The sequence below is a fragment of the Actinomyces provencensis genome (assembly GCF_900155435.1).
In the GTDB taxonomy this organism is placed as follows: domain Bacteria; phylum Actinomycetota; class Actinomycetes; order Actinomycetales; family Actinomycetaceae; genus Pauljensenia; species Pauljensenia provencensis.
Genome location: NZ_LT700212.1, coordinates 2,016,173 through 2,028,165, shown reverse-complemented (window position 1 = coordinate 2,028,165; position 11,993 = coordinate 2,016,173). Strand labels below are relative to the sequence as shown.

The window sequence follows — 11,993 nt, the reverse complement described above, 5'->3', positions numbered from 1 at the left end:
CCCGCCTCCGCCGGGACGGACTGGTGGTCCTGGGCGGCGACCCTGCTGGAAGCAGCGACCGGCCGCCCGCCCTTCGGCGCGGGGAACTCCCAGGCCGTGATGCTGCGTGTCCTGGAGGGACGGCCCGACACGGGTGGCCTCCCGGTCGCGGTCGCCCGCCAGCTGTGCGCAGCGCTGGCTGTCGATCCCTCCTCCCGTCCGGATCCGGGAGCCGTCGTCGAGCACCTCTCGCGGCCCTCCGCCTGGACGGGCCCCGTGCTCGGTCCGGACGCGCCGGCACAGGCAGGGGCATCTGCGGTCGAGGGGGCGGCGGCAGGGGTGGTCGACGGGAGTGATGGGGAGACACGTGTGCCCCGCACCGAACTCCTCGGGCCCCCGGGGGCTGCGGGGGTCGGCGCTGGGTCGGGTGTCGCGGGCGCGGGGGGTGTCCCGGCAAGTCTGGGCACCGGGGGTGTTGCCGGTGCGGCGGTCACTCCCGATGGTGGCCTTCGGGGCACGGGGCGCGACACCGCTGGTCCGGACGCCCCCGGTCCGGACGCCCCCGGTCGCGGCGAGGACGCGGGCGGCAGCCACCGGGGGAGTGACCATGACCTCGACCGCCGTCGTCCGGGTGGGGACGCAGGAGGAGGGGGTGACGACGGTGCGACCGCGCAGCTCCCCTCCGCTGCCACCGAGGTCCTGGGCGGCGACGAGGGCGGGGCTCCCACCACTTCGCTGTCCCAGTCACCTCATGCCTCCGGGCACTCCTCCGAGTGGGTCGCGCCCACGGCGCAGATGCCACTCGACCAGGGGACCGGCGCCACGGCCCCGCCCTCGTCGACCTGGAACGGGACCGGTGGGACGCAGGTGCTCCCCGCCGCACAGCCCGGCGCGGACCGGGGGGTGGAGCCCCGTCGGAGCGCTCCCCTGTCGGGAAGTGTCCCCCCGCCCGGGGGCTCGACCCGGACATCGCCCGCCGGGTGGGTTCCGGGGACCCCCGGCGATCCCTCGGGGTGGACGCCGGGCGCACAGGAACCGCCCGCCACAGGGGGGCCGGGAGCGGAGTGGCCGGCGCCCGGACGGGACCCGGGGGGTCAGGACCCCTCGCCGTACTGGTACCCGGTCGCTCCCTACGTCCGGCGCCAGCCCCTTCCCGTCCACGTGGTGGGGCCGCTCCTCATGTCCGGCTTCGCGGCGTTGCCGGTGGTGCTCGGGGCCCCGGGTTCGGTCGTGGTCGCCGTGGTCCTGCTGCTGCTCACGACGGTCGGCGTCACCCACGCCCAGAGGGAGCTGCGCCGGGTCCGCCACCAAGGTGTGCGCTCCTCCGACACGGCGCTCGCCCTGGCGGGTCTGCCCCTGCACCTGGTGCGCTCCCTCCTGGCCCTCGTCGCCGGTCTGCTCGCGGGTGGTCTGGTCGCAGGGGGTGCCTGGGTGGGGCTTCGGGGCGGCCTCGGTGGTGATCCCCCTGACCTGGCCTGGCCGCTCAGGGTGCTCGCCGCCCCGGGGATCAACAACTGGCAGAGCGAGGGATCCCCCTCGGCCCTCCTGCTCCCCCTGTGGGGGATGGTCGTCCTCGTGCTGCTGGTCCTGTGGGTGCTCCCCACCTCGCGACGACTGAGGGAGGGGACTGCCCTGGTGGTGCGCACGCTGCTCCCACCCCGGTGGTCACGGGCCGTGCTCGGTGCCCTGGTCGTGGTGGTGCTCACAGCGACGTGGTACATCCTCACAGGCGGTGTGATCTGACACGACGGGTGGCCGGACGGCCCGCTAGTGTTGGGTCACCACACCGTCATGGAGGATGCACCCATGCCCAGCAAGAAGCCCGTGACCGACCCGACGCGACTGAAGGCCCAGCAGCTCCGGGAGGCCCAGGAACGGACCGACCGTCGGATCCGTCTGACGATCATCAGCGTCGTCACGGTGGTCGTCCTCGCCATCATCGCCGCTGTCACGATCGCCATCGTGCGTGGTGGGGACGACGGCCAGAGCGGTTCCCAGTCGGGGGATGCCGCGGCGGTCCTGGGTCCCTACGCCGACGGTTCGCCGGTCCTGCTCTCGAACCTGGGACTGGGGCAGACGGATGACTCACTTCCCACGCTGACGGAGTACTTCGACTACACCTGCCACGTCTGTGCCGATGTCGACGTGGCCGTGGGGGCCCGCCTGAGCGACCAGGCGGAGAAGGGTGCCTTCAACATCGCCTACCAGCCCGTGACCACGGTGGGCATGGCCTACCAGAAGCCGGCGACCACGGCCTCCCTGATCGTCGCCCAGAAGGATCCCGAGCACTGGGTCGACTTCCACCACGCACTGCTCGCCTACTTCGAGGAGCAGTTCAACGCGGGCAACGGCACGGTCATCCAGGACCTCGACAAGTCCACCGAGCAGGTCGCCCAGATCGCCACCGAGGCAGGCGTCCCCGCCGACGTCGTGTCCACCTTCACGCAGAACTCCGTCGACGCCTACCTCGCGACGACGACGAATGAGTGGACCTCGAAGACCTTCGACGGGCGCGACCCCTCCAGCTTCGGCACCCCGGAGTTCGTCAAGGACGGCACCACCGTCATCAAGCTGTCGGGCAGCTCGGCGGACGCGATCTTCGAGACGATCATGACGGGGATGGGCGTCACCGCGAAGTGAGCTCCCCGGGGGTCGCGACCCCCGGGAGTCCTCGGTCGGCCGTGTGCCGACCGATTCGGAGACCCCACGGGTGCCATGGCACACTGTGGGGGCCCGCCACCTTAGCTCAGTTGGTAGAGCACCCGCCTTGTAAGCGGACGGTCGCGAGTTCGAGTCTCGCAGGTGGCTCTATGTTCCAGGCCCTCGGAAGGGGGCTGCCGGACACTGTCGGTGTCCGGCCCGCGGCGTCGAGCGGCACTGCGTGCCGGGCCGGGCGGGCACATCCCCGAGGGGTCGAGGGCCTGTGAACCGCGGGTCGGTCCGTGGGTCGCGGGTCGGTCCGTGGGTCGCGGGTCGGTCCGTGGGTCGCGGGCGACCTGCGACCCTGACAGCGGCGCCACCGCGCCTCAGGGCAGGCGCCAGTCCACCGGGGACGCGCCCTGGGCCACGAGCATCGCGTTCGCCCTCGAGAACGGTCGGGAGCCGAAGAACCCGCGACTGGCCGACAGGGGAGACGGGTGCGGTGATCTCACGACAGGGGTGTCCCCCAGTCGGGGTTGCAGGGCCTGGGCGTCGCGTCCCCACAGGATCGCCACCAGAGGGCGGTCGCGCGCGACCAGGGCGTCGATCGCCCGGTCGGTGACCTCCTCCCAGCCGCGTCGCCGGTGTGAACCCGGGACACCGGCCCGGACGGTGAGGACCCTGTTGAGGAGGCACACACCTTCCTGCGACCAGGGGGTCAGGTCCCCGCTGGTGGGGCGGGGGACGCCGAGGTCATCGACCATCTCCGTGAAGATGTTCTGCAAGGAGCGCGGCGGTGCGACCCCGGGGGCCACCGAGAACGAGAGCCCCATGGCGTGCCCGGGTGTGGGGTAGGGGTCCTGGCCGACGATGAGCACCTTGACCTGGTCGAACGGGTACGTGAAGGCCCGCAGGACATCGGTGCCTGCGGGCAGGTATCCGTTTCCCGCAGCCGTCTCCGCGCGCAGCATGGAACCGAGTTGGTGGACGCGTCCCTCCACCGGGGCGAGCGCCTGCGCCCACCCGGGGTCCAGCAGTTCCGACAGGGGGTGTGGAGCGGTGGTGGTCACGGCCCCAGAGTAGACGAGGGCGACCCCGGACCGAGAGGCCGTGGAGGGTTCCCGGCGGCGGTGGCCGGGGTGGGGCGTGGCACGGACGGGAGGGTCACGAGGGCGGGAGAGGGATGTCGCAGGGTCCGCTGTGCCGTCGGGGACCCGGTGCGAACAGGAGACCCACCACGGGGTCCAGGTGGCCGGAGGGTGGATGCAGGTACTCTGTCCCCGTGAGCAACCAGTACCCGAAGGACGAATTCGACCGCGCCGGGGAGGACATGCCCGTGGGCATGCACCGTCCGCAGCCCTCGAAGTGGAAGTCCGTCCTGCCCTTCCTCATCGTCCTCCTCCTTGCGATCCTGCTCGGATGGGGCGCCAGTCACTTCCTCACGTCGAGGGGTGTCATCACGCAGGAGTCGGGCGATGTCCAGACGTCCCAGTCGGGCCCTGCACAGTCCGGGGGGGCAAGTGGGGAGCCCTCCACGGAGCCCGCCCAGTCGGGTGAGGCCACGGCAGAGCCGGAGGAGACGGAGTCACCGGAGCCGGCCCCGTCCGAGAGTGAGACCGCGGTTCCCGAGGTCGATCACGGTGTCAAGATCGCGGTGCTCAACGCGACATCGACGCAGGGCTACGCCGCCCAGCAGGCCGCGTTGCTCAATGAGGCAGGTTTCGCCGGGACCTCGGCGGGCAATGCCACGGGCTGGGCGACCACGGTGTCCTCCGTGTACTACGCCGATCCCGACCTGCAACCGACGGCGGAGGAAGTCGCGCGGGTCCTGGGCATCTCCTCGGTCCAGGTCACGGAGATCGGGAACCTCGGCGGCAGCGATGTGGTGGTCGTCCTGCGCTGAGAACCTGCAGGTCTGCAAGACGGGGGTTGCGCCGAGGGCGCAACCCCCGTCTTGCACTCGCGGGGGGAGAGTGCCAGACTTGCCACTGGCACTCGCCAAGGCAGAGTGATAACAACCAGGAGCATCGATGAGGCCCCTGCGGTGACGTGACATGAACGTCGTCGTGGTGGTCGTCCGTCGCGGGCATCGGTCTCCGCATCCGCACCGCGGAAGGGAACACACAGCATGTCGAAGATCATCAAGTTCGACGAGGAGGCTCGTCGTGGCATGGAGCGCGGCCTCAACCTCCTGGCCGACACCGTCAAGGTGACGCTGGGACCCAAGGGCCGCAACGTCGTGCTCGACAAGAAGTGGGGCGCCCCCACGATCACCAAGGACGGCGTCTCCGTCGCCAAGGAGATCGACCTGGAGGACCCCTTCGAGCGCATCGGCGCCGAGCTGGTCAAGGAGGTCGCCAAGAAGACCGATGACGTCGCCGGTGATGGCACCACCACTGCGACCGTCCTGGCCCAGTCCCTGGTCCACGAGGGTCTGCGCAACGTCGCAGCGGGCTCCAACCCGCTGGCCCTGCGTCGCGGCATCGATGCGGCCGTTCAGGCCATCGTCGACCAGCTGCACAAGGACGGCAAGCCCGTCGTCACCAATGACCAGATCGCGGCCACGGCCTCGATCTCGGCCAATGACCCGGAGATCGGCAAGCTCATCGCCCAGGCCTTCGAGAAGGTCGGCCCCGAGGGCGTCGTGACGGTCGAGGAGACCAACTCCTTCGACACCACGCTGGAGACCACCGAGGGCATGCGCTTCGACAAGGGCTACCTCTCGGCCTACTTCGTCACCGACAACGAGCGCCAGGAGGCCGTCCTGGAGGACGCCTACGTGCTGCTCGTCGAGTCGAAGATCGCCAACATCAAGGACCTGCTCCCGGTCCTGGAGAAGGTCATGCAGTCCGGCAAGCCGCTGCTGATCATCGCCGAGGACATCGAGGGCGAGGCCCTGGCCACCCTGGTCGTCAACAAGATCCGTGGCACCTTCAAGTCCGTGGCCGTGAAGGCTCCCGGATTCGGTGACCGCCGCAAGGCGATGCTGCAGGACATGGCCATCCTCACCGGTGGTCAGGTCATCTCCGAGACCGTGGGTCTGTCCCTGGAGAACGCTGATCTGGATGTCCTGGGCCGCGCGCGCAAGGTCGTCGTGTCCAAGGACGAGACGACCATCGTCGACGGCGCAGGCGAGAAGGACGCCTTGGACGGGCGTATCCGTCAGCTCAAGGCCGAGATCGAGAACACTGACTCCGACTACGACCGTGAGAAGCTCCAGGAGCGCCTGGCCAAGCTCTCCGGCGGTGTCGCCGTCATCAAGTCCGGCGCGGCCACCGAGGTCGAGCTCAAGGAGCGCAAGCTGCGCATCGAGGACGCGATCCGCAATGCGCGTGCAGCCTCTGAGGAGGGTCTGGTCGCCGGTGGTGGCGTGGCCCTGATCCAGGCAGCGAACAAGGCTCTGGACTCCCTGGACTTCAGTGGTGACGAGGCGATCGGTGTGGGAATCGTCCGCATCGCCGTGGCCTCCCCGCTCAAGCAGATCGCGGAGAATGCCGGCCTTGAGGGTGGCGTCGTCGCCGATCGCGTCTCGGGCATGGAGCCCGGCATCGGCCTCAACGCCGCGACTGGCGAGTACGGGGACCTGCTGGAGCAGGGCATCGCCGACCCGGTGAAGGTCACGCGTTCCGCCCTGCAGAACGCTGCCTCCATTGCCGGCATGTTCCTCACCACCGAGGCCGTCGTCGCCGACAAGCCGGAGCCCCCGGCCCCGGCCGCCGGCGCCGGGGACGACATGGGCGGCATGTACTGACCGACCCACTCCTCGGCCAGCGCCTGCGCTGGTAGGACGATGTCCAGCTTCCCCCCTGCCCACCGCGGGCAGGGGGGAAGCTGCGTCTGTGCGGCGTCCCGGGTCCGGGCCTGCCCGGAGGTCAGTGCCTCCGGTCGGTCACCCGGCTCCCGATCTCCACGCAGCAGCGGGCGCCCGTGCGTACCGCCCGGGAGCGCCTCACTCAGCGCCCCAGGAACAGGGACGCGGAGTGGGACTCGGCATCGGCGTAGACGCCTGCCGCAGTTGCCAGTTGCACCCCGATCGCGTCCAGGGCCGCCTCGACCTGGGCCTGGGTCGTGCGCCACTGGGTGGCGCACTCGCTGAAGTTCGCCGACGCGACCCCTCCCCAGCTGCCCTGGAGTGCGACGAGGTCCGCCATCATGACCGCCACCTCCCCGCGGATGCGTTCCCCCGTTGCCGCGACGCGTGCCGCCGAGGCAGCCACCTGCTCCGGGTCCACCACGTACATCGCCATGGGACCTCCTCCTGTCCGGTCCCACCCTGGGACCATGCGGGCGAGGCTAGGCACCTCCGGGGCGGGAGGGGAGGGCGAGGGTGCGCGCCTGTGGACAGGACCGGTGGCGGTGCGCGGTCTGTGGACGGCCGCTCCTGTGTGTCCGGCTGTGGGCCGGCTCCCGTTCGTCGGTCGGTACCCGTTCGTGGGCCAGCCGCCCGTCCGTCGGTCGGTACCCGTTCGTGGGCCAACCGCCCGTCCGTCGGTCCCCGTCTGCGGGCCGCCGTCGAGTGCGGACCGGTGCACTGGTCCGCGGGGCCCGCTGCACCATCCCAGCTGTACCGGTCGGGACGCGGGAGCGGCGCTCCTGTGCCGGGCGGGGCAGGTGAGCCCGGATCAGGTCAGCTCAGCGCTGGTCGGTGGGACGCGAGGGCACGTCCAGTGCATCGATCGCGGTCTCCAGGGAGGAGGCGTCGTCCTCGTCGGAGTCGGGATGGTGGTCCGTCTCGGCGCCGGCGAGCAGCGGCAGTCGCCCGGTGGTGGCCGGAGGTTCCTCCTGCTCGGTCTGGGGTGCCGTGTTCTTGCGCAGGTGCTTGCGGCGGATGATGATCGTGCCGGTCGAGGTCACCGACTCGTCGTCGTCGAGCTCGGCGCGCGGGGGGCCGTCCGCGACATCGACGTCCACGTCACGGTGTGCCTCCTCACTGGGGGCCGTGTCGGTGGGGTCGAGTCGGCTGATGGCCTCGTCCGCCTTGGCGAGTTCGGCCTCGAGGTTCTCCCTCGCGCGCGTCTCCCAGGCGCGACCGCGGGGGGACTGGAAGACCTCGGGGCGCGCGAGCAACCTGCGCACCACCAGACGACGGGCACGCAGGAAGGTGAGGTCGTCGACGTGGCCGTACTCCTCGCGCAGCAGCTGCCGGTACTTCTTGTACTCCTGGGGGGTCGCTGCCAGGGCCGCCAGGTCGGCGTCGGAGAGCACCTGGGCGTCCAGGTCGTCCCGTGGTGCGGTGTGGGTTGCCATGGTCATGACCAGTTCACCCACTCGGGCGGCCACGTCATCGCTGACGCCGAGGTCCTCCAGGCGCTGGGAGGTGTGGGCGGCGCAGCGGTGGGCGATGGTGACGGGCTCGGCGCCTGCGAGCTTCGCCTCGACGGCGGTGTTGAGGAACGCCCCGTGGTACCAGGCGGCCACGCGGAGCACATCGGGGTCGTGGGTCGAGGCCGAGAGCTCGTCCACGTGTGCCAGCACGTTGATGAGGTGGCGCACGTTGTGGAGCCGCCGTCCCGGTTCGGTCCAGCGCTTGAGGAGGTCGCGGGCCTCGGCCTCGAGGTCCGGGACGGGTGCGGTGGCACCGATCTCCCGCATGGCCTCGACGAACGAACCGAAGAGCCACTGAGGTGCTTCAGCACCCATGTGATCCACGCTCCTGATGGGGGACATTACCGACACATGCTAGCTGGATGCCCCCTGGGAGTCACGACGCGTGGTGGTCCTCACCCTGGGGGCGCTGCAACCACGACTCCGTCGGGGAGTCCTGTGGCGTGGTCGGCCCTGCGGACTCCGGGCCCGCCTGCGGCGCGAGCCCTTCCCCGTCGCGGCCGTCCGTGGTAGATGGTGGCTCGGTCCCGTCGGCGTCCACGCCCGCGTCCCCGTCGGCGTCCACGCCCGCGTCCCCGTCGGCGTCCACGCCCGCGTCCCCGTCGGCGTCCACGCCCGCGCCCGGGCCCGCGGGCGGAGTGGACTCCTGGACGGGTGAGGGACCGAGCGGCAACTCGATGCGCACGGTGAGCCCGCCACCCCGGGTGCGTGTCAGCTTCGCACTCCCGTGGTGGGCGGCGAGGATCCCGGCGACGATCGACAGGCCCAGGCCGGACCCACCCAGTGAGCGGGCACGGGAGTCGTCGGAACGGTAGAAGCGCTCGAAGACACGGTCGTGGTCCTCGGGCGCGATGCCGGGACCGTGGTCGCGGAACTCGACCACGGCGGACCCACCCGAGGTCCCCAGGGCCAGCTCCACGGGTGACCCCTCGGGTGTGTAGCGGTCGATGTTGCCGACCAGGTTGGTGAACACCTGCTGGATGCGGTCCCGGTCGGCGCAGACCACCAGGGTCATCGGGGGGTGGCGCCCCGTCAGGGAGGTGACCCGCACCGGTCGGTTCGGGTCGAGGGCCTGCAGGTCGAACGCGGCGTTGTCGGCCATCTTCACCAGGTCGACGTCGGTGGGGGTCAGTGCCCGCCCCTCGTCCAGGCGGGCCAGGGTGAGCAGGTCCTCCACGAGGGTGCCCATCCGGGTCGCCTCGGAACGGATGCGTCCCATGACCTCCGCGGTGCGCTCGGGGGGCACGCCGCCCATCGCGTAGAGCTCGCCGTAGCCGCGGATGGCGGCCAGGGGGGTGCGCAGCTCGTGGGAGGCGTCGGAGACGAAACGGCGGATGCGCCGCTCGGAGCGTTCGCGTGCCTCGAAGGACTGCTCGACCTGGGTGAGCATCGTGTTCAGCGACAGTGCCAGGGATCCGACCTCCGTGGTCGGGGGCTCGGGTTCGATGCGTTGGGTGAGGTCACCGGCTGCGATCTTGCCGGCCACCGACTCGATGCTGCGCAGCGGGGACAGTGAGCGACGCACGAGGTAGCGGCCGAGCACACCACCCGCGGCGACGATGACCACCGAGGAAAGGGTGAAGTAGGCGGCGGTGTTGGCCAGGGTGCGCTGCACGTCCGTCAGTGGCAGGGCGATCGTCATGACGCCGGCCGGGGTCGAGGTGTTCTGGAAGGCCAGGGGGATCGCGACGGCGCGCCAGGGGGAACCCTGCCGGGTGGAGGCGACCGTGACCGGGTTCGTCATGCCGTTGGCAGTGTCGGGCAGCTGGCCGATGGCCAGGAGCTCCGGGATCTGCGGAGTGCCCGAACGCTGCAGGGTGTCGGGCAGGACGGCCACGGTCGTGGTGCCGTTCACCATCACACGTCGGATGTAGAAGAGGGTGGGCACGTTGGGGCGCTCGTCACTGCTGGAGCTCCCCAGCTGGGAGGACTGCGCGACCAGGGACTCCGCGGAGGTGATGAGCTGTTCGTCCACCTGGGCGATGAGGTGGCGCTGCAGCAGCCCGATCATGACCGTCCCCGCCATCGCCAGGCCCAGAGCGATCAGTGCGGTGATGAGGGTGACCATGCGGGTCACCAGGGGTGTGGCGTGCCACGCCCCCCGGGCCCGCTCGACCCAGCCCACGGGTCAGTTCTCCTCGCGCAGGATGTAGCCGACACCGCGGCGGGTGTGGATGAGCTCCCCGCTGGAACCTTCGACGGCGAGCTTGCGCCGCAGGTAGGAGATGTAGGACTCGACGATCGCCGCCTCGCCGTCCCAGTCGTACTCCCAGACGTGGTCGAGGATCTGCATCTTGGACACGACGCGGCCCTCGTTGATCATCAGGTAGCGCAGCAGCTTGAACTCGGTGGGGGAGAGGTCGATGTCGACCCCTGCACGGTGGACCTCGTGGGCGTCCTCGTCCAGGACGAGGTCCCCCACCCGCAGCGTCCCGTCGTCCTCGCTGCCCTGGCGCGTGCGCCGCAGGATCGCGCGGATGCGGGCGACGACCTCCTCCAGGCCGAAGGGCTTGGTGACGTAGTCGTCCCCGCCCACGGTCAGCCCCTGGATCTTGTCGCGCATGTCGTCGCGGGCGGTGAGGAAGAGGACGGGGACGTTCACCCCGGCCTCGCGCAGGCGGCGGGTCACGGTGAAGCCGTCCATGTCGGGGAGCATGACGTCCAGGACGATGAGGTCGGGGGACTCCTCGGTGGCGAGGCGGTAGGCGCCGGCCCCGTCCTCGGCGGAGAGGACGTCGAAACCCGCGAAGCGCAGGGAGGAGGCGAGCAGGTCGCGGATGTTGGGTTCGTCGTCGACGACGAGGAGGCGGGCCTCGCCCTGTTCGGCAGTGTTCGGGATCGACATGGGGACAGTTTCACCTCACTGTCTGGACGTTTGCTGGAAGGTGCGTGGGAGCGTCCGGATGTCGCCTCTGTGACACGATGGTGAGCAGGAACCCGTTCCACCACCCACGGAAGGACGACACCATGACCGATCCCCTGGAGCCGGCGGGAGTCGCCTTCACGCCCGTCTCCCCGAGTCTGGTGACCGTGCGCGTCATCGCCGTGCTCATCTGGACCGTGGTCCCCGCGCTGGTGTGCGGCGTCGTCGCCGTCCTGGTGACCCCGTGGGTGTGGACCGGGGCCGGGGTGATGGTGGCGCTCGCGGCCTGGCTGCTGTGGCTCGTGCCCCGCCAGGTGCGCGCGATCGGTTTCGCGGAGACCCAGGACGAGTTCCTCATCCGCCGGGGCATCATGTTCCGCAGTCTCACCGTCGTGCCCTACGGACGCATCCAGTACGTCGACGTGGCGGAGGGGCCCATCGCCCGTCGCTTCGGCATCGCCTCCATCACCCTGCACACGGCGTCGGCCGAGACCTCCGCCAGCCTCGACGGCCTGCCCGCCGGGGAGGCCGCACGTCTGCGTGACCTGCTCGCCGAGCGTGGTTCCGCGGAACTGGCGGGACTGTGAGGGCCGGAGGCGGGGAGGGGGGACGCGTCCGCGCCGTCGACGAGGGCGTCCCCGAGGGAGCCTGGCGCCGCGTGCACCCCATCTCCCCGGCTCTCAACGCCTGGAAGGCGCTGGCGGCGCTGCTGGCCGTCATCGTCTACCAGAACACCGACCTGGTCGCCGACCTGCTCGGCTCCCGATGGGCCCGGGAGCGCGGAGGCCTCGTCATCGCCCTCATGGTGCTGGGAGCGCTCCTGCTGTTCCTCCTGGTCGCGGGCCTTTACTCCTGGCTGGCCTGGCGGGCGACGTCGTACGCGGTGACGGACAACGCCGTGTGGTACCGCTCCGGGATCCTCTTCCGTTCCCAGCGCCATGCCCGCCTGGACCGCATCCAGGCAGTCGACGTCGTCCACCCCCTGCTCGGACGACTCTTCGGTCTGGGGCGCCTCTCGGTGGAGGTCGCCGGCGGCAGCGGCTCCAACCTCACCTTCGGTTTCCTCTCCACACGGGTCCTCGATGACCTCCGCGCGGAGATCCTCGCGCGGGCGGCCGGCATCAGACTGGGCGCCTCCGGGCAGACCGCTGTGCGCCCCGACGCCCCTGTGCCCCCCGGTGGGCAC

Annotated in this window: 9 protein-coding genes, 1 tRNA gene and 2 pseudogenes; 7 read left to right on the top strand and 5 right to left on the bottom strand. The window is 70.8% G+C overall.

The window, feature by feature from the left end; genetic code table 11:
- The 3 genes and pseudogenes from BQ9890_RS15890 to BQ9890_RS08970 form a co-directional block, all read left to right on the top strand.
- Positions 1-1,722 (top strand): annotated as a pseudogene (locus BQ9890_RS15890) (hypothetical protein); the annotation flags it as partial.
- Between the two features lie 63 nt (positions 1,723-1,785).
- Positions 1,786-2,619 carry a DsbA family protein gene (locus BQ9890_RS08975; protein WP_075892958.1) on the top strand — a complete coding sequence of 278 codons (834 nt, stop codon included), beginning with the start codon at positions 1,786-1,788 and terminating at the stop codon, positions 2,617-2,619.
- A 95-nt stretch (positions 2,620-2,714) separates the two neighbouring features.
- Positions 2,715-2,787 (top strand) — tRNA-Thr (locus tag BQ9890_RS08970).
- A 218-nt stretch (positions 2,788-3,005) separates the two neighbouring features.
- On the opposite strand, the gene BQ9890_RS08965 is transcribed toward BQ9890_RS08970, so the two are convergent.
- Positions 3,006-3,689 carry a uracil-DNA glycosylase gene (locus BQ9890_RS08965; protein WP_075890954.1) on the bottom strand — a complete coding sequence of 228 codons (684 nt, stop codon included), beginning with the start codon at positions 3,687-3,689 and terminating at the stop codon, positions 3,006-3,008.
- Positions 3,690-3,901: 212 nt separating this feature from the next.
- Between BQ9890_RS08965 and BQ9890_RS08960 the strand changes: the two genes are divergently transcribed.
- Positions 3,902-4,522: a LytR C-terminal domain-containing protein gene (locus BQ9890_RS08960; protein WP_230297888.1), complete on the top strand. Its 621-nt coding sequence runs from the start codon at positions 3,902-3,904 to the stop codon at positions 4,520-4,522.
- A 225-nt stretch (positions 4,523-4,747) separates the two neighbouring features.
- Entirely contained in the window at positions 4,748-6,370 is a 1,623-nt protein-coding gene (gene groL, locus BQ9890_RS08955) for a chaperonin GroEL (RefSeq protein ID WP_075890952.1), read from the top strand.
- 202 nt (positions 6,371-6,572) lie between these two features.
- Here the strand turns inward: groL and BQ9890_RS08950 are convergent, their stop codons facing one another.
- The 4 genes and pseudogenes from BQ9890_RS08950 to BQ9890_RS08935 all read right to left on the bottom strand — a co-directional run bounded on the left by BQ9890_RS08950 (position 6,573) and on the right by BQ9890_RS08935 (position 10,789).
- Positions 6,573-6,866, bottom strand: coding sequence for a WXG100 family type VII secretion target (locus tag BQ9890_RS08950; RefSeq protein ID WP_075890950.1), 294 nt, complete (start codon positions 6,864-6,866; stop codon positions 6,573-6,575).
- Positions 6,867-7,251: 385 nt separating this feature from the next.
- A complete protein-coding gene (locus BQ9890_RS08945) occupies positions 7,252-8,259 on the bottom strand; it encodes an HD domain-containing protein (protein ID WP_075890948.1) in 1,008 nt (335 codons plus the stop codon).
- A 352-nt stretch (positions 8,260-8,611) separates the two neighbouring features.
- A pseudogene (locus BQ9890_RS08940) lies at positions 8,612-10,012 on the bottom strand (ATP-binding protein); the annotation flags it as partial.
- 60 nt (positions 10,013-10,072) lie between these two features.
- On the bottom strand, positions 10,073-10,789 hold the full coding sequence (locus BQ9890_RS08935) for a response regulator transcription factor (protein WP_075890944.1): 717 nt from the start codon (positions 10,787-10,789) through the stop codon (positions 10,073-10,075).
- A gap of 122 nt (positions 10,790-10,911) precedes the next feature.
- Here BQ9890_RS08935 and BQ9890_RS08930 point away from each other — a divergent pair, with 122 nt between their 5' ends.
- The gene (locus BQ9890_RS08930; protein WP_075892954.1) at positions 10,912-11,394 is read left to right on the top strand and encodes a PH domain-containing protein; all 483 of its coding nucleotides are present in this window, start codon (positions 10,912-10,914) and stop codon (positions 11,392-11,394) included.
- A 71-nt stretch (positions 11,395-11,465) separates the two neighbouring features.
- A partial coding sequence (locus BQ9890_RS15885) for a PH domain-containing protein (protein ID WP_230297887.1) occupies positions 11,466-11,993 on the top strand: 528 nt, incomplete at its 3' end.